16 protein-coding genes and 1 riboswitch are annotated in these 17,705 nt (G+C 69.5%); of the genes, 3 read left to right on the forward strand and 13 right to left on the reverse strand.

What is annotated here, in order from left to right:
- Positions 1-497: 497 nt before the first annotated feature.
- The gene (locus tag ACWGJP_RS00005; RefSeq protein WP_452327692.1) at positions 498-1,715 is read left to right on the forward strand and encodes a CoA transferase; all 1,218 of its coding nucleotides are present in this window, start codon (positions 498-500) and stop codon (positions 1,713-1,715) included.
- 13 nt (positions 1,716-1,728) lie between these two features.
- On the opposite strand, the gene ACWGJP_RS00010 is transcribed toward ACWGJP_RS00005, so the two are convergent.
- Genes ACWGJP_RS00010 through ACWGJP_RS00025 form a run of 4 tightly spaced genes read right to left on the reverse strand, consistent with a single transcriptional unit; the run spans position 1,729 to position 5,268 of the window.
- Positions 1,729-2,508 (reverse strand): DUF4184 family protein, encoded by a 780-nt coding sequence (locus tag ACWGJP_RS00010; RefSeq protein ID WP_452327693.1) that lies wholly within the window; start codon positions 2,506-2,508, stop codon positions 1,729-1,731.
- Positions 2,509-2,511: 3 nt separating this feature from the next.
- Positions 2,512-3,813, reverse strand: a complete 1,302-nt coding sequence (tyrS, locus tag ACWGJP_RS00015; RefSeq protein ID WP_452327694.1) for a tyrosine--tRNA ligase — start codon at positions 3,811-3,813, stop codon at positions 2,512-2,514.
- Positions 3,814-3,850: 37 nt separating this feature from the next.
- Complete coding sequence (locus tag ACWGJP_RS00020; RefSeq protein ID WP_452327695.1) at positions 3,851-4,627, reverse strand: hypothetical protein; 777 nt, start codon at positions 4,625-4,627, stop codon at positions 3,851-3,853.
- Entirely contained in the window at positions 4,624-5,268 is a 645-nt protein-coding gene (locus ACWGJP_RS00025) for a SatD family protein (protein ID WP_452327696.1), read from the reverse strand. Before ACWGJP_RS00025 ends, ACWGJP_RS00020 begins: the two co-directional genes overlap by 4 nt.
- A 59-nt stretch (positions 5,269-5,327) precedes the next feature.
- Between ACWGJP_RS00025 and ACWGJP_RS00030 the strand changes: the two genes are divergently transcribed.
- On the forward strand, positions 5,328-5,909 hold the full coding sequence (locus ACWGJP_RS00030; RefSeq protein ID WP_452327697.1) for a DUF1349 domain-containing protein: 582 nt from the start codon (positions 5,328-5,330) through the stop codon (positions 5,907-5,909).
- Between the two features lie 19 nt (positions 5,910-5,928).
- On the opposite strand, the gene argH is transcribed toward ACWGJP_RS00030, so the two are convergent.
- Positions 5,929-7,359, reverse strand: coding sequence for an argininosuccinate lyase (gene argH / locus ACWGJP_RS00035; protein ID WP_452327698.1), 1,431 nt, complete (start codon positions 7,357-7,359; stop codon positions 5,929-5,931).
- 50 nt (positions 7,360-7,409) lie between these two features.
- On the opposite strand from argH, the gene ACWGJP_RS00040 reads away from it, so the two are divergent.
- Entirely contained in the window at positions 7,410-7,955 is a 546-nt protein-coding gene (locus ACWGJP_RS00040; protein WP_452327699.1) for an ECF transporter S component, read from the forward strand.
- Here the strand turns inward: ACWGJP_RS00040 and ACWGJP_RS00045 are convergent.
- From ACWGJP_RS00045 to thiM, 8 genes are all read right to left on the reverse strand, one after another.
- Complete coding sequence (locus ACWGJP_RS00045) at positions 7,912-9,072, reverse strand: heparan-alpha-glucosaminide N-acetyltransferase domain-containing protein (protein WP_452327700.1); 1,161 nt, start codon at positions 9,070-9,072, stop codon at positions 7,912-7,914. The two genes, ACWGJP_RS00040 and ACWGJP_RS00045, sit on opposite strands and share 44 nt — an antisense overlap.
- A 48-nt stretch (positions 9,073-9,120) precedes the next feature.
- On the reverse strand, positions 9,121-10,044 hold the full coding sequence (gene argF / locus ACWGJP_RS00050; protein WP_452327701.1) for an ornithine carbamoyltransferase: 924 nt from the start codon (positions 10,042-10,044) through the stop codon (positions 9,121-9,123).
- Positions 10,041-11,258 (reverse strand): acetylornithine transaminase, encoded by a 1,218-nt coding sequence (locus ACWGJP_RS00055; protein ID WP_452327702.1) that lies wholly within the window; start codon positions 11,256-11,258, stop codon positions 10,041-10,043. Before ACWGJP_RS00055 ends, argF begins: the two co-directional genes overlap by 4 nt.
- Positions 11,255-12,169 (reverse strand): acetylglutamate kinase, encoded by a 915-nt coding sequence (gene argB / locus ACWGJP_RS00060; protein ID WP_452327703.1) that lies wholly within the window; start codon positions 12,167-12,169, stop codon positions 11,255-11,257. Before argB ends, ACWGJP_RS00055 begins: the two co-directional genes overlap by 4 nt.
- A complete protein-coding gene (argJ, locus tag ACWGJP_RS00065; RefSeq protein ID WP_452327704.1) occupies positions 12,166-13,323 on the reverse strand; it encodes a bifunctional glutamate N-acetyltransferase/amino-acid acetyltransferase ArgJ in 1,158 nt (385 codons plus the stop codon). Before argJ ends, argB begins: the two co-directional genes overlap by 4 nt.
- Positions 13,320-14,363, reverse strand: a complete 1,044-nt coding sequence (gene argC, locus ACWGJP_RS00070; protein WP_452327705.1) for an N-acetyl-gamma-glutamyl-phosphate reductase — start codon at positions 14,361-14,363, stop codon at positions 13,320-13,322. The genes argJ and argC overlap by 4 nt, the downstream gene beginning before the upstream one ends.
- 227 nt (positions 14,364-14,590) lie before the next feature.
- Entirely contained in the window at positions 14,591-16,759 is a 2,169-nt protein-coding gene (locus tag ACWGJP_RS00075) for a bifunctional hydroxymethylpyrimidine kinase/phosphomethylpyrimidine kinase (protein WP_452327706.1), read from the reverse strand.
- Positions 16,756-17,604 carry a hydroxyethylthiazole kinase gene (gene thiM / locus ACWGJP_RS00080; RefSeq protein ID WP_452327707.1) on the reverse strand — a complete coding sequence of 283 codons (849 nt, stop codon included), beginning with the start codon at positions 17,602-17,604 and terminating at the stop codon, positions 16,756-16,758. Before thiM ends, ACWGJP_RS00075 begins: the two co-directional genes overlap by 4 nt.
- Positions 17,595-17,688: riboswitch (TPP riboswitch) on the reverse strand. It overlaps the preceding gene by 10 nt.
- Positions 17,689-17,705 lie beyond the last annotated feature (17 nt).

Here is a 17,705-nt window from a genome sequence, read left to right on the forward strand (position 1 = left end):
GGGAAAACGGCCATGCAGCGAGTTTGAAACTGACCAAAAGAATGAATATCAAACTGACATCCATATAAATTGATCCAAAGGAATCTCACCCCACCGAAGTGGAGTCGAGGTTATTTGGCATTTGACAAGTGCACGCTGTTGAGTTCTCAAGGATCGGATGCTCCCCCAACCCAGCCTCACGACCAGGCCCGAAGGGCAACTTCTCAATCTTACCTCACGGCTTCCGTTTGTCAAATCGGCGTTCCGAGCGAACTCGGATCGCGATCTGTGGACCGCAAGGCTTCCCGCGACAGACTCGCACCGGAGTGTTCGTACTGTTCTGGGAGGTGGTCCGCCGCTTGAGGGGAGCTGACCTTCTGGTCTCGCTCAACCCTGTGGGGCGAACAGGTAATAACTTACGCAGGATCCGGGCATCCCGGCAAATCAGCGCCGCATCCCGGGCGTGTCGCCCGCCACGTCGCGTGGGGTGGTCGTAGGGTGCACCCTACGATCGCGATATGCCGTACCTCGCCTCACGCCTCTCGGTCGCAGCTCTCGCATGGGACAGTGTCGCCGCCGTCTGCGCGGCGATCGGCGATTCACGCGCGGACATCGCGGCCCTGGATCACGCGCGGATCGCGGCGGCCTACCGGAGCGACCGTCTGCTGCTCCTCGACGACGAACCACCGCAGGTGTGGAGCGCTCTCTCCGGATTCTGGCGCACCGCGGACGGGTGGGTGCGCACGCACGCCAACTACCCGCACCACGCGGCAGCCCTGCGTGCCGCGCTCTCCGTCCGAGGGGAGGGCGAGGCCGACGCCATCGCCCACGTGCTCCTCTCGATGACCAGCGCACACGCCATCGAGGTCATCGCCCGTTCCGGAGGCCTCGCCGTCGAGGTGCGCCGAGAGGATCCCCTCCTCGATGCTCGTCTGAGGCGGACTCCGCTGGTCGAGAGCTGCTTCCTCGGGAGCGCGGTGCCACGGCCCGCCCTCGAGGAAGCAGCACCGCTGGCGGGCATCCGCGTCCTCGACCTGACGAGGGTGATCGCCGGTCCCGTCTGCACGCGCACGCTCGCTCTGCTCGGTGCGGACGTGCTCCGCATCGATCCCCCCTCGCTCCCCGAGCACGAGTGGCAGCACATGGACACCGGTCACGGCAAACGCAGCGCCCTGCTCGACGCCGACTCCGCGGCTTTCGCCGATCTGCTCGCGGGAGCCGATGTCATCGTGCTCGGCTACCGCCCCGCCGCCCTCGCACGCCACGGACTCTCCCCCGAGGCGATCGCTCTGCGGCATCCCGGCATCGTCATCGCACAGCTCAGCGCATGGGGAACGGGGCACCCCGATCGCGGCGGCTTCGACAGCCTGGTGCAGGCGGAGTCAGGGATCGCGATGATCGAGTCCAGTGATGGGACGCGCCCGGGAGCCCTGCCCGCTCAGGCACTCGACCACTCCGCCGGTTACCGACTCGCCGCCGGCGTCATCACGGCGCTGAATGCGCAGCGGCGCGATGGAGGGACGCGCCTCGTCCGCGCCTCTCTGCGGAGAGTCGCGGCCGAACTGCTGGGCATGCCCCGTCATGAGGGTGGCGGGGAGGAACAGCCCATCGTCGCATCGGACCACACCCAGGAGTTCTGTGTGGACGGCCGCTGCGTGACCACAGCCCGATCCGCGGTCCCGGGATTCGAGTTCGCCGCACCCCGCAGCTGGGGCCGCGACACCCCCGAATGGTGATCGGGCCGGATGTTCAGCGCCGCCGTATGCCGACCAGGATGCACAGGACGACCGTCAGCGCACCCCACACCGCGCAGGCGGGCGGGAGGACCCGATATGCCAGGTGCTGAACAGTGAACGAATCCGTGAACGGACCGAAGGCGATCGCGCCGAGCACCCACGCGACGACGAGGATCACCGGCAGGGAGATCCACCACGAGACACGGAGCCAACCGGGAAGATCACGTTCCACGACGGCCACGGGCCTCCGGCGCGCCAGCCAGGTCGCCGCCCAGATCGCGATCACCATAAGACCGAGCGCACTCGAGCCGTGCTGAAGCCACTTGAAGCCCTGCAACGGGCCCCACTGCTCCTCGAGCACGGGGAGCACGTCGCTCCCCCACCGCCCCTCATGGGTGAAGAGATCCCAGACGATGTGCGAGAGCACGCCGAGGACGAGTGACAGAGCCAGCAGAACGGGGTACCCGCGGCGCTGCTCGATCCCGCATGCGTGACGGAGAGCGTCGACCGGACGCTGTCGCCAGTCCCCCGGGATCCTCCTGGCCAGCCATTGCGGAGACAGCTCGATGGCTGCGGGACGCAGGAGCACCCGCCAGAGCAGGAACAGCACGAACCCGACCGCCGCCGTCCACACCACATTGCTGAACTCGTGCGTGAAGCCGTAGCCGAGCCCGATCCCCCGCACGAAGAGCGGAAGATCGGGCGTCATCGCACCGATCGCGATCGCGGCAGGCACCAGGGGTGTGCGCACGAACGGGAGCGCGACGACCGCATGGCTCGGCGTGAACGGCACGACTCAGCCGATGAAGAGACCGGCGAGAGTCTTCTTGCCGCGCCGCAGCACAGACACCCCGCCGGGAAGGCCGCCTTCGACGACAGCGCCCTCGTCCTCCACACGTACGCCATCGAGCGAGACACCGCCCTGCGCGATCGCGCGGCGGGCCTCGGACAGGCTCGACACCAGCCCGGTCGCGACGAGCGCGTCCATCACCGGGGACCCTGCCGCGACAGTCGCGTGCGGAAGCTCTCCGAGCGCAGAGCGAAGCGTCGCCGCATCGAGCGAGGTCAGATCGCCCTGTCCGAACAGCGCCTCGGACGCTGCGATCACGGCGGCCGTGGCCTCGACGCCGTGCACGGTGGCGACGACCTCGAGCGCCAGACGCTTCTGCGCCGCGCGGCGGAACGGTTCGGTCTCGACCAGCTCTTCGTACTCCTCGATCTCCACCCTGGTGAGGAAGGTGAAGACCTTGAGGCGCTCGATCACGTCGGCATCGGCCGTCGACAGCCAGAACTGGTACATCCGGTACGGGCTGCACATCTCGGCGTCGAGCCAGATGGCGTTGCCCTCGCTCTTGCCGAACTTCGTGCCGTCGCTGTTCGTGATGAGCGGGGTGCCGATGGCGTGGGCCGACACGCCCTCGGCGCGTCGGATGAGGTCGGTGCCGCTGGTGAGATTGCCCCACTGATCCGAGCCGCCGGTCTGCAGCACGCAGCCGTATTGACGGTAGAGCTCCAAGAAGTCCATGCCCTGGAGGATCTGGTAGCTGAACTCGGTGTAGCTGATGCCCTCGTCGGAGTTCAGGCGCGCGGCCACGGCGTCCTTCTTGAGCATCGTGCCGACGCGGTAGTGCTTGCCGATCTCGCGCAGGAAGTCGATCGCCGACATCGGCGCGGTCCAGTCGAGGTTGTTGACGATGCGGGCGGCGTTGTCGCCATCGAAGCTGAGGTAGCGCTCCACCTGTGCGCGAAGGCGACCGACCCACTCCTCGACGGTCTCGCGAGTGTTCAGCGTGCGCTCCGCGGTCGGACGCGGATCGCCGATAAGACCGGTGGAGCCGCCGACGAGGCCGAGGGGCTTGTGTCCTGCGAGCTGGATGCGGCGCAGCGTCAGCAGCTGGACCAGGTTTCCGAGGTGAAGGCTCGGAGCGGTGGGATCGAATCCGCAGTAGTACGTGATCGGGTCCCCGGCGAGAAGGGCGCGCAGCGCCTCCTGGTCGGTGGACACGTGGACGAGGCCACGCCACACGAGCTCGTCCCACACGTTCTCGAACGTGGGGTCGATCGCCACCGGCGCGGTCGTCAGAGCGGTTTCAGACACGCGTTCCAGGCTATCAGCGCAGAGCCGGCATCCTGCCTCAGGAGTGCACACCCCACCACACGAGGAACGCGGATCCCAGCGCGATGACCCAGCTCACGAGGCTGCCGACGAGGAAGTACTCCGCGCGCGCCCCTGTCTCGCCGTCCTTGGATATCTCCGGGAAGCGGACGATCCCCTTCGCGGCGAGCATCGCGGCGAGCACCGGATAGGCCGCCGTGAGAGTGAGCATGAAGACGATCACCCGTTCGAGCGGACCGATCAGTCGTCCGCCTTTGAATCCGCCCCGCACGGGAGCAGAGATGGTATAGGATGCGGTCGTCGCACCGTCCCCGCTGTCCTTCTCCACCGGCTCGGCGGCCGCGATGCCGGCGTCGTCGGGTCGCCAGGTGTGCTCTCCGGAGAGAGCGGCGCGCACGACCAGGTTGGCGGACTCGAGGAGGAACGCGACGACACCGATGACAAGCACAGCCAGATCGAAGGAGATCGGGCCGAAGGGCGAGGTCAGCTGCCAGGCGAGACCGATGAGGCCTGCATCCGCACGCTCCCCCATGGTCGCGACGGAGACGGCCGCGATGAGTGCCAGCGCGACCGCCGGCCAGAATCCCCACCTGGAGTCGCGTTCTCTCGGCATGACACGGATCCACGCCGCGCCGAGGACGATCGCGAGCAGCATCGGGACGAGCGCGTCCGAGACGCTGCCCAGGACCATCAGGACGATGAGCGCGACGAGGTAGCCGATCCAGCGCCGCGGCACGAACTGCCGCACGAGATCGACCGCGCCGACGGCGAGGAGGAGGAACCCGGCGAGGATCATGCGCGTCCTTCCCTCAGCGGCGCGAGGCCGTCGATGAGCGCCGCCGCTCCCGCACTGCGCAGCGCCTTCGACACGGCCGGCTGCGAGATGCCCTCCTGCTCGGCGAGCTCGGCCTGCGACGCTCCGATCGCCCGACCGTACACGAGACGACGCCCGCGCGCGCTCATCGCGCCGACGAGCTCGTCGCGCACGAGCAGATAGGCGTTGGAGGCGGCGATCGTTTCCGGCATGACCTCATCCTGCCCCGCGGCACCGACAATCCAGCTCCGACTCCGCGGTGCGGCGCGCTGTTCCCGCGCATGGACGAACTCGATCGCATCACGGGCGGCGTACCAACCCGGCCCGTCGGAGAGACCGCGGTGCACGGATTCGATCGCCCTGATGCTCCCGATGCCGACCCCGAATCGGAACGAGAGCCCGTCTGGCAGAGCGAGCTGGAGCAGGAGCACGGAGGTCATGGCGTCTTCGAGTCGCGCATAGACCCCTTGCTGCTCGTCGCCTACTGTGGGCGACAGCGGCTGCGCGGCGAGGGGCAGATCTGCCTCGACGCGCGCGATGGTCTCGTCGAGCATCCGCTGAGCGGATGCTCGATCCTCGAGCTTGCGGGAGCCGACGATGTCGGCGATCACGGCGATCACCATGAGATAACCGTATCACTTCTAATGGATAAATATGAGCGTTTTAGTTATGGATGAGGAAAATGACTGAAAAGGTTATTCCTTGGGCATCCGGAGAATGGACGCACGCCCCGGGACAGGTCTCCGAAGCGGGACATCTGGAAGCGACCGCACTCGAGGGCAGCGATGCGTGGCGACGCACCGCATACGGATTCGTGCACGACAGCGAGCACGCCCTGCTGACCCCGCTGGCCGTGGGCGAGGCGATGGAGGTTTCCTTCACCGCTTCCTGGGACGGCCAGTTCGACCAGGCGGGATTGTTCGTCAAGGCCGACGACGAGCACTGGGTCAAAGCCGGGGTGGAGTACGCCGACGGACATCTCGGCCTCGGGGCCGTCGTGACCGCAGGTGGCTCCGACTGGTCCGTCGGCTTCGTCGACGACTGGGCAGAGGCGGAGATCACCGTCCGCGTCAGCCGATGGGACGACGCGCTCATCATCCGGGCCAGAGCGGCAGACGAGGGCTGGCGTCTGGTCAGAGTGGCGCCCTTCGACGGCTCCGCGGATGCGGCAGCGGGCCCGTTCCTCGCGGCGCCGACTCGTCAGGGTCTCGTGGTGCGATTCACGCGATGGGCCCGCACGCCCGCGGACGACGCCCTGCACTGACTCCGGAGGCCGTGCCCGCTCAGAGGCCGAGTGCGTGGGCAGCGCTCTGAGCGCGGGCGACGAGCTCGGCCCGCTGCTCAGCGACCCGCACACCCGCGGTACCGCCGGCGCCCGTGCGCGACGCGACGGAGCCCTCGATCGAGAGCACCTCGCGCACCTCGGGAACCAGGTGCGGCGAGACCGATGCCAGCAGCTCGTCCGAGGCGTCCTCGAGGCCGATCCCCTGTTCCTCGCAGGCGCGCACGAGCGCTCCCGAGATCTCGTGCGCATCGCGGAACGGCACCCGGCGCTTGACGAGCCACTCTGCGACATCGGTCGCGAGCGAGAACCCCTGCGGTGCGAGCTGCGCCATGCGCTCGGTGTCGAAGCGCAGCGTGGCGATCATCCCCGCGAACGCGGGCAGGACGACCTCGAGCGTCTGCACGGAGTCGAAGACCGGCTCCTTGTCCTCCTGGAGGTCGCGGTTGTAGGCGAGCGGGAGGCCCTTGAGCGTGGCCAGGAGACCCGAGAGGTTGCCGATCAGGCGACCCGACTTGCCCCGCGTGAGCTCGGCGATGTCCGGGTTCTTCTTCTGCGGCATGATGCTCGACCCCGTCGAGTAGCTGTCGTGCAAGGTCACGAAGCCGAACTCGCGCGTGTTCCAGAGGATGATCTCCTCGCTCAGACGAGAGAGGTCGACACCGGTCATCGCAGCGATGAACGCGAACTCCGCGACGACGTCGCGAGCCGATGTGCCATCCAGCGAGTTCTCCGCCGGGCGATCCAGTCCGAGCTCCGCGGCGACGAGCGCAGGGTCGAGCCCCAACGTGGATCCGGCGAGCGCTCCCCCGCCGTACGGAGAGGTGCCCGCCCTGCGGCGCCAGTCGACGAGACGCTCGAGCTCCCGCACGAGCGGCCAGGCATGGGCCTGCAGGTGGTGCGCGAGCAGCACGGGTTGCGCATGCTGCAGATGCGTACGACCGGGAAGGATCGCGTCGGGGTGCGCTTCGGCCTGTGCGACCAGCGCGTCGATGACGCGCAGCAGATCGCGGGCGATGACCTTCGCATGGTCGATGAGATACATCCGCACGAGCGTGGCGATCTGGTCGTTGCGGCTGCGGCCGGCGCGCAGGCGCCCTCCGAGCTCTGCGCCGAGCTCCGCGATCAGCGCCTGCTCCAGCGCACCGTGCACGTCCTCATCCGTCGGCAGCGCCACGATCGTGCCGGCTGCGACCTTGCGCGCCACGGCGTCCAGACCCTCATGCATCCGCCTGGCCTCGTCGGGCTCGAGATATCCCGCCGCCTCGAGCGCCGTCGCGTGCGCGTGCGAGCCGGCGATGTCGTAGGGCGCGAGAATCCAGTCGAAGTGCGTGGAACGGCTCAACTCGGCCAGCTCCGGCGAGGGTCCGCTCGCGAATCGGGCGCCCCAGAGTGCGCCTTCGTTCGTCCCGTCGTTCTTCGCCTCGCTCATCCCTCCAGCCTAGCGATCCCCGCACCCGCGCTCCGCCCTAGGATGATCCGGTGACACGCACCCCGGCCCCGCCCCGTCTCGCGACCCGCACCCTGCTGACCCTCGCCGCCATCGGCGTCGCGATCGGCCTCGTCGTGATCCCGACAGCATGGCTCGCTCAGGTGCTCTGGGTCGCGGCCCCTCCTTTCTACGGGATCGCGGTCGTCCCCTACGTCCTCGCGGGTGCGATCGCCCAGGCTCTCGTCCCCCGCGGCGGAAGCGCACTGATCACCGGTGTGATCGCCGGGCTCGTCGCGCTGCCGTTCACCGGAGGCTTCGGGCCGCTGTCCCTGTTCATCTTCGTCGCGGTCCTGCAGGAGCTCCCCTACGCCGTGACGCTCTGGCGTCGCTGGGGAACGACGATGGCTTTCGTCGCCGCAGGAGTCCTCAGCGCGGGCTACGCCGCGTACTGGTGGTTCATCCTCGATGCCGAGGTCTTCCCCCCGGCGATCCGGCTGCTGGCCATCGGCCTGCTCGTGGGGACGATCTTCATCGCGACCACGCTCGGCCTGGTCATCGCCAGGGCGCTTCGGCGCGCGGGAGTCGCCCGCCGCTGAGATCGCCGGGCACCGCGAGTCTCACGATCCTGTCGACGACCTCCTCGAGCGGACCACGTCCGATGAGCAGCGCCCACAGCGTGCAACCGGCGACGACGCCGAGCATCACCGGCCAGAACGGGTCCAGCGCCCGGAATGCGCCGAGATCGGAGGTCGTGCCGAGCACCTCCAGCGCCACGAGCGCCCAGACGAGGATCTGCGCGGTGTACGCCGTCAGCGGCATCGCTCCCGTCGCGCGCATCGGCAGGGTGATCAGACGCACGGCATCCAGCCGGCAGACGAGCAGGCAGGCTCCGATGACTGCAACCGCGAATCCCCCGGAACCGAAGACCTCGAGCAGACCCTGCGAATGCGGCACGGCCTGCCAGACGGTCTGGAGATAGAGCGAGTCGGAGGACACCGGCACCTCCGACAGCCCGTAGCCCACCACGGCGAGCCCCGCCCCGATGACGAGCATCCGCAGCTGCGTCACAGATCGCGTGAGATCCGCACGCGCCAGCCCCATGCCTGCGAGGACGTAGGCGATCCAGACCGTGAAGGGATAAGCCCAGCCCAGCAGGTCCTCCGCCAGGCCCGCGCCGGGGCCGTACCAGAGGGGCAGCTCCTCGATGAGCGGCTGCAGGAGCGCCATGACGATCCCCGCGCCCCCCGCGGTCAGGAGCAGAAAGCGCGCACCCCTGCCCGTGAAGGGCACGGACAGGAGGAACAGGATGCCGTACGCCGGGAGGATGACATAGACCGGCACCCCGGTCAGCACGAGAAGGATGCCAAGCACCCACAGCAGGCCGGCGCGGACCGCGATCCGGCCACGGGCGATCATCATCCACTCACGAGGCAGCGGCGAAGCCGCGCCGGTGACCAGCCCGATCGAGACGCCGGCGAGGACGGCGAAGAGGATCGAGGAGCGCCCGTTCACGATCGACGACCATGTGGACGGATCTGCCCAGAGCCACTGCTCCTCGGTCTCGAGCAGGTGCGCGGCGAGCATGCCGATCACGGCCAGCCCCCGCGCGAGATCGATCCCGGGGATCCGCCCTGCCCCGTTCAGCCGGCGCCAGTGCGCAGCGAGACGGCCGCTGCGCCGATGAGCTCCCTGCGCGGGCCCTGCAGCGCTCATCGGCGGCTCCTGTGGGTCCGGGGCTCACCGGCACGGCGCATCGGTCGATCAGCCCTGACGCAGCAGCCAGACCAGGAGCGCCTTCTGCGCGTGCAGACGGTTCTCGGCCTCATCCCACACGACGCTCTGCGCCCCGTCGATGACCTCGGAGTCCACCTCGTACCCGCGGTCGGCGGGCAGGCAGTGGATGAAGATGGCGTCCGGATCGGCGATGCTCATCGTCTCGGCGGTGACCTTGTAGCCGCCGAGGTCGCGGATGCGCGCGAGCTTCTCCTCCTCCTTGCCCATCGACACCCAGGTGTCGGTGACGACGACATCCGCGCCGGCTGCCGCCTCCGCGGGGTCGGTGAACAGCGTGATCGATCCGCCCGTCTCGGCGGCGCGGCGATCAGCTGCCTCCACGACGTCTGCACGGGGCGAGTAGTCGGCCGGGGAGGCGATGCGCACATGCATCCCCGCCGTGACCCCGGCGAGCGCATAGGAGTGCGCCATGTTGCTCTGCCCGTCGCCGAAGAACGTCAGGGTCAGCCCCTTGAGCTCCCCCTTGTGCTCACGGATCGTGAGCAGGTCGGCGAGCAGCTGGCACGGGTGGAAGTCGTCCGAGAGGGCGTTCACGACCGGCACCCGAGTGCCGGCGGCCATCTCCTCGAGCCCCGACTGCGCATAGGTGCGCCACACGATCGCCGCGACCTGGCGCTCGAGCACTCTCGCCGTGTCGCTCGGCGTCTCCTTGCCGCCGAGCTGGCTGCTCGCGGTCGTGATGATGAGCGGGGAGCCGCCCAGATCCGCGATGCCCACGGCGAAGGAGACCCTCGTGCGCGTGGAGGACTTGTCGAAGATCACCGCCACGGTCTTCGGGCCGGCCAGGGACTTGTCGGCCCAGCGGTCCTTCTTCAACTCGACAGCGAGATCCAGGATCTCGGCCTGCTCGGCGGGGCTCAGGTCGTCGTCGCGCAGCAGATGACGGGTCATGCGGATACCTCTTCGGTGTCGGATGCCGGAAGCGTCGCCCGCACGTCGGCGAGCGCATCGGCGAACAGGGTCTGGAACTCCTCGATCTCGGCGTCGCCGATGGTGAGGGCGGGGGCGATGCGGATCGTGTCCTGGCTCGCCGCGTTCACGATGAGACCGCGCTCCTGCGCGGCGGCGACAACGGCGCCGGCGACGGGCTCGGCCAGGCCGACGCCGATGAGCAGGCCCTTGCCTCGGACCTCGGTGACCAGCGGCGAGGCGATGCCGTCGATGACGGTACGCAGCTGCGCACCCCGCTCTGCGGCGTTCTGCACGAGACCGGCCCGTTCGATCTCGCCGAGCACGGCGTTGGCGACGGCGGTGCCGAGCGGGTTGCCGCCGAAGGTGGAGCCGTGCGAACCGGGGGTGAAGAGCGAGCTGGCCGCCCCGAAGGTCACCAGGGCGCCGATCGGGAACCCGCCGCCGATGCCCTTGGCGAGCGTGATCGCGTCAGGCGTGATGCCCTCGTGGCTGTAGCCGAACCAGGCGCCGGTGCGACCGGCTCCCGTCTGGATCTCGTCGACGATGAGCAGCGCGCCATGCTTCAGCGTGAGCGCCCTGGCCGCGCTGAGGTATCCCTCCGGCAGTTCCACGACACCCGCCTCGCCCTGGATCGGCTCGACGATCACGGCGGCGACGCGGTCGTCGATCGCCGCCTCGAGCGCCTCGATCGTCGCAGGGATGTGCTCGACACCGGACGGCATCGGCTCGAAGGGGGCACGCATGCTCTCTTTGGCGGTCAGCGCCAAAGACCCCATCGTGCGTCCGTGGAAGCCGTTCTCCAGCGCGATGATCCTCGGCCGCTCCGCACCGCCGTGCAGGCGGGCGAGCTTGAACGCCGCCTCGTTCGCCTCGGCACCGGAATTCGAGAAGTACACCCGGCCGTCGATGCCGGCGCCGGCGAGGCGCTTCAGTCGTGCGGCGAGCTCGAGCTGGGGAGGTGTGGCGAAGTAGTTCGACACATGCGCGAGGGTCGCCGCCTGAGCGGCGACGGCCTCGACGAAGACCGGATGCGCATGTCCCAGAGAAGTGACGGCGATGCCCGCGAGGAAGTCGAGATAGCGCTTGCCGTCTCCGTCCCACAGGTGCGAACCCTGACCGCGCGTCAGCAGGGCCAGTCTCGGTCCTGCGTTCAGCACCAGATCCCTGGCGGCGTCCTCCTGCCAGACGGTCATTGCTTCGTCCCTTCTCCCCGGACCACTTCGGTTCCGATTCCCTTACTGGTGAACAGTTCGACGAGCACAGAATGCGGCACCCGTCCGTCGATGATGGCGGCGGCGTCCACACCGTTCTCGACGGCGTCGAGGCAGGCGCGCATCTTCGGGATCATTCCCGATTCCAGCGACGGGAGCATCTCGACGAGGTCTCCCGAGGTGAGGTGGGAGACGAGCGAGTCGCGGTTCGGCCAGTCCGCGTAGAGCCCTGCGACATCGGTGAGGATGACGAGCTTTCGGGCACCGAGCGCCACGGCCAGCGCGGCTGCGGCGGCATCCGCGTTCACGTTCAGCGACTGCCCTGGATGATCGAGGTCCGGCGCGATGGACGAGACGACCGGCACGCGGCCGGCGGCCAGATGGTCGAGCACGGGCGTCGGATCCACCTTGACGACGTCCCCGACCCGGCCGAGATCGACCTCTTCACCGTCGATGACGACACCGCGGCGACGTCCGCCGAACAGACCGGCGTCCTCCCCGCTCAGTCCGGTCGCGATCGGGCCGTGCGAGTTGATCTTGCCCACGAGCTGCGGGTTCACTTGACCGGTGAGCACCATCCGGACGACACTGATCGCCTCGGTGTTGGTGACGCGGTAGCCGCCCTTGAACTCGCTGGGGATCTCGAGCCTGTCGAGCATGTTCGAGATCTGCGGCCCGCCGCCGTGCACGACCACGGGCTGAACACCGACGTAGCGGAGGTAGGCGATGTCCTGTGCGAAGGCGTCCTGGAGCTCATCGGAGACCATCGCGTTGCCGCCGTACTTGACGACCACGATCTGGTCGCGGAACTTCTTCAGCCACGGCAGCGACTCGATGAGGGTCTCGGCCTTGACGGCCGCGACATCTGGCGTGGTGTCCTGGATGTCGGTCATGAGGCGTAGGCGCTGTTCTCGTGCACGTAATCGTGCGTGAGGTCGTTGGTCAGGACGGTCGCCTCGGCCTCGCCGACCCGGAGGTCGATGAGCAGGTCCGTCGCCCTCGGGGTCAGGTCGACCTCCTCGCGCGGGCGATCAGGGCCGCCGGCGGTGCACACGCGGACGCCGTTCATCCACACGTCGACGTCGTACGGGTCGAACTGGGCGGACGTCGTGCCGATCGCGGCGAGGACCCTGCCCCAGTTCGGGTCGTTGCCGAAGATCGCCGCCTTGAAGAGGTTGTTGCGTGCGACAGAACGCCCCACCTCGACCGCCTCCTGCTCGGTGGCCGCGTTCGTCACACGGATGGTGATGTCGTGGCTTGCGCCCTCCGCGTCGCCCTGGAGCTTCACGGCCAGCGTCTGGCAGAGCTCGCGCAGCGCAGCGCCGAACGCGTCGAGGTCGGGGCGCACACCGCTCGCCCCGTTGGCGAGGAGGGTCACCTGGTCGTTGGTCGACATGCAGCCGTCGGAGTCGAGCCGGTCGAAGGTCTGACCGGTCGCCTGGCGCAGCAGCGCATCGGCCTCGATCGCCTCCAGATCGGCATCCGTCGTGAGCACGACGAGCATGGTGGCGAGCCCTGGGGCGAGCATCCCCGCCCCCTTCGCCATGCCGCCGATCGTCCAGCCGTCCTGCGAGACGACGGCGGTCTTGGCGACCGTGTCCGTGGTCATGATGGCATGGGCTGCGCTCTCGCCGCCGTCGGTCGAGAGCTGGGCGATGGCCTGCCCTGTGCCGGCGAGGACCTTCTCCCTGAAGACCTCGTCGCCCGTGCCGATGAGACCTGTCGAGCACACGAGCACGTCCCCCGCGCTCACGCCCAGCAGCTCGGCGGCCCGCTCAGCCGTCTGGTGCGTCGTCTGGAAGCCGAAGCTGCCGGTGAAGCAGTTCGCGCCGCCGGAGTTGAGCACGACAGCCTCGACGGTGCGGTCCGCGATCACCTGCTGCGACCAGATGATGGGGTTGGCCTTCGCCCGGTTGCTCGTGAACACGGCGGCCCCGACCTTGCGGGGCCCGCGGTTCACGACCACGGCGACATCGGGCTTGCCGGTGGACTTCAGGCCGGCGGCGACTCCGGCCGCTTCGAATCCTGCGGGGGCGGTGACGCTCACGGGGCGACTCCGTTCACGGTGAGGGCGCGTGCCTCTGGCAGGCCGAGCGCGATGTTCATGGATTGGATGGCAGCGCCTGCGGTGCCCTTGACGAGGTTGTCGACGGCGGCGACGACCGTCACGCGGTTCGCCGCGCGGTCGATCGCCAGGCCCATCAGGGCGGTGTTCGCTCCGAGGACGTCCGCCGTACGGGGGAACTGCCCCGCGGGCAGCAGCTGCACGAAGGTCTCGTCCGCATATGCGCTCTCCCACGCGTCGCGGATCGCGGCATCCGAGACGCCGTCGGCGATCGGAGCAGTGGAGGTGGCGAGGATGCCGCGCGACATCGGGACGATCACCGGGGTGAAGGAGATCCGCGGGTCCCTCGCACCGGCCCCGCGGAGCGCCTGCTGGATCTCGGGGATGTGGCGGTGCGTGCCGCCGACGGCATAGGGGTTAGACGTGCCGAGGATCTCGCTGGCGAGCAGGTTCGTCTTGAGGCTCTTGCCCGCCCCGGACGGGCCGACCGCGAGCACGCTCACGATGTCTCCCGGGTCGATCACGCCGGCCGCGACACCGGGGGCGAGACTGAGGCTCACCGTGGAGGCGTTGCACCCGGGCGCCGCGATGCGGCGAGCGCCGCGCAGCTCATCCCTTTGCTTGTGCCCACCGGTGACGAGCTCCGGCACGCCGTAGGCCCACGGCTCGTGGAATGCGCCGCCGTAGAAGGCGTCCCACGCATCCTGCGACGTCAGGCGGTGGTCGGCGCCGGCGTCGATCACGAGCGGAACGTCGCCGAGCGCGTCGGTGTACTGCCCGGACTGCCCGTGCGGAAGGGCGAGGAAGACGATGTCGTGCCCGGAGAGGATCTCAGGAGTCGTCTCCTGCAGCTCGAGGTGGGCAAGCGAGCGGAGGTGCGGCTGATGCTGCACGAGCGGCTGTCCCGCGTTGGAGTGCGCGGTGACGGTGCGGATCTCGATGTCTGGATGGCCGGCGAGCAGGCGCAGGATCTCGCCGCCCGCGTAACCGGATGCGCCGGAGACGGCGACGGTATACGTCATGATTCCACCTTAACGGTCAGGCCCCCCGACGAACTCAGGGACCCCGGTGCGGATTGGTACGGAGCCGGGGCGGCGACACCGGCGCTCGAGGACCGCACGAGGTGCAGGCAGAAGCGCGGGGTCGCCTAGAGTCGGCGGCCGCCGCGGCGTCGGCGCACGACGAGGACGCACGCAGCGGGCGTCACGGTGTCGAAGCTGGCCGAAGGCATGTCAGGACGATAGCGCGCTCACACACGCACCCGCAAATCCGCGCCGATGCTCGCAGAGGGCGCGCCGTCCCGCAATGGCGCGGCGAAGAACTCGCGCTCGAAGGCGCTCGATCGCTGGAAGGCAAGAAACATGCGCTCTCTCCTCTTCGGGGACGCCTCGGCCGCCGCCCTGCCCACCTCTTCGATCGCCCGCGCCGTGGCAGACGCGAAGGCCGGATCCCCGTAGGTCTGCAGCCACGAGGCGTATGGATGCCGGAGATCGGTCGCCCATGCGCCGAACGCTCCGGCGTGCAGACGCCTGCCGAGGTCGTCGTAGAGCCAGAAGCACGGCAGCAGCGCGGCGATCAGTTCGGCATGATCGCCGCCGAAAGCCACCGAGCGCAGGTGGTCCAGGTACGCGGTGGTGACGGCCGATGGCGTCGCCGCGAACGTCTCCCCCGGTGCGAGCCAGGCCTCATGGAGCTGGAGCTCCCCCGCGATCGCGCCGTGCGCGGACTCGGCCCAGAACGCCTGCGCCGAGGACGTGGGCGCAGTCCGCGCCGCTTCGGCGAGCACGCGGGCGTACTCACGGAGATACAGCGCGTCCTGCCGCAAATACGTCATGAACGCCTGTCGGTCCAATGTGCCGTCCGCCAGCCCGCGGATGAACGGCAGCTCGTCCAGCTCCCGGCGAATGCCCTCGATCCGCTGCCACCAGTCCGCGACGACCGCTTCCGGCAAGGGGCACGTCTCCAATCCGCCGCGCGTCCACAGTCCGGCGAAATGGTTCACCGGACCGCGCCCTCCGCCGACCTGCAGCCCCGCCCCCTGCCGCAGGGCCTCGCGCAACCATGCGCGAGCGTCCGCGACGGCCTCCGTGCGGCCGTGTCCACGCGCCAGCAGCGTGGCGATCGCGGAGGACAGGGAGCATCCCGTGCCGTGCGTGCTCCCCGTGACGATCCGGACACCGGGGAACTCCTGAACAAGCCCCGTTCCGGCATCGACGAGCGCGTCGGTGGCATCCGTCCCTTCGCGATGCCCGCCCTTGACCAGGACGGCTGCACCGATCTCGGTGGAGAGCTCCTGCGCGGCGACGAGCGCGTCCGACCAGCCGTCGATCGCGCGGCCCGCGAGCACCGCCAGCTCGGCAAGGTTCGGAGTCACCAGGTGCGCCTGCCCGAGAAGCGCGCGCAACGCGCTCTCGGCATCGGGGGCGAGCAGTCGATCGCCGCTGGTGGCGACCATCACGGGATCCACGACGACGACGGGAGGGCGCGTCCTGGCGAGCCAGGCGCTCACCGCGCCGATCACGTCCGCGTCTGCGAGCATGCCCACCTTCACCGCGTCGATGAGGATGTCGTCCGCGAGCGCCTCGAGCTGGGCGGTGAGGAAGGCGGCGGGAGGGACGTGCACATCGCGGACACCGCGCGTGTTCTGCACGGTGAGCGCGGTGATGGCCGCCATCCCGTAACCCCCCACGGCAGCGATCGACTTCAGGTCCGCCTGGATGCCGGCTCCCCCTGAGGGGTCGCTGCCTGCGATGCTGAGCACCCGCGGGGCTCGGCCCTCGCTCCATCGGCGGGCGAACTCCTCGGCCGCCTGGCGAGGGTCTTCGGCGGCGCACAGCGCCGACACGACCGCGACCCCGGCGGCACCGGCATCGCGCAGCGCGGAGACATCGCCGATACCGACCCCGCCGATCGCCACGCTGGGAAGCGGGCTCACCGCGGCGAGCGCACGGAACCCGTCGATGCCCAGGGCGGGCGGATGATCCGGTTTCGTGTCCGTCGGGCGGATGACTCCGACGCCGAGGTAGTCGATCGTCCCCGCCGGCAACTCCCGCACGGCGGCGAGGTGCTCCGGCGTGTTCGCGGTCAGACCGATGAGCGCATCAGGGCCGAGAGCCTCCCGTGCACGCAGGGCCGGGGCATCGCCCTGGCCGAGGTGCACGCCGTCCACCCGTGCTCCGGCCGCGCGTGCGGCGAGGGCGACGTCGAGCCGGTCGTTGACCACGAGCAGCGCTCTGCCGTCGATGACCGCCGAGAGCTCGACCAGCTGGGTCACCATCTCGGCATCCGTGAGCCTCTTGTCGCGCAGCTGCACGATCGTCGCGCCTCCTTCCACCGCCGCGGCGACCGTGGCGACGACGCCTCGGTCGCCGCACAGCGTCGCATCGGTGACGAGGTACAGCGAGAGGTCAGCGATCACCGGGCGACCTCCTCGACACGGGCGAGGGCGGCTATCTCCGAGGGCTGCAGGGCGGCGAGCGCGTCGAGCAGGGCGACGGCGAAACTGCCGGGGCCGTTCGACCCGGCGGCTGCCCGCTCCGCGGCGAGGGTGTAGACGAGGCTCGCGGCGGCCACAGCGGTGAGCGGGTCGGCGCTGTCCGATGCGCTGCTGCCGAGGAACGCGGCCATCACCGCGCCGAGGGCGCAACCTCCTCCTGTCACGCGGGTGAGCAGCTCGTGGCCGTTCGCGATGCGGACCGTGCGCCGCCCGTCGGTGATCAGATCCACGGGCCCGGAGACCGCCACGACGCTGCCGTGGCGCTCCGCCAGCGCACGCGCGGCGTCGGCCGCGGCATCCGTGCTGTCGATGGCGTCGACGCCGCGTCCGCCGGCACTGAGACCTGCGAGTGCGAGTACCTCGGAGGCGTTACCGCGGATCGCCGTCGGCCCCAGCGCGGCCAGCTCGTGCGCGAGCGCCGTCCGTACCGGGAGCGCGCCGATCGCGACGGGATCGAGCACCCACGGCGTTCCCTCGGTGGACGCGGCTTCCGCGGCCTCGCGCGCGGCATTCCGCTGCTCTGGCACAGGGGTGCCGAGGTTCACGAGGAGCGCGGATGCCATCGGCGCGAAGACCCCGGCCTCACCGGCGATGTCGACCATGGCGGGAGCAGCACCGAGCGCGAGAAGCACGTTGGCGGTGAAGCCGGTCACGACGGCGTTGGTGATGCACTGCGTGAGCGGTGGCGCATCCCGCACGCTCTGCAGCAGGACGGCGGCCTCGCTCCGGAGGTCTCGGGTGGACGGTGGGCGCAGACGATCGCTCATTGCGACATCCCTTCGCTAGTACGAACTAGATCAGGTTCGACGGGTGTGATCTCAGCCGCGGATGCGGCACCCCGTGTCACTCGCAGGCAGTCTACTGCGCA

This window comes from Microbacterium sp. NPDC055903 (assembly GCF_053615555.1).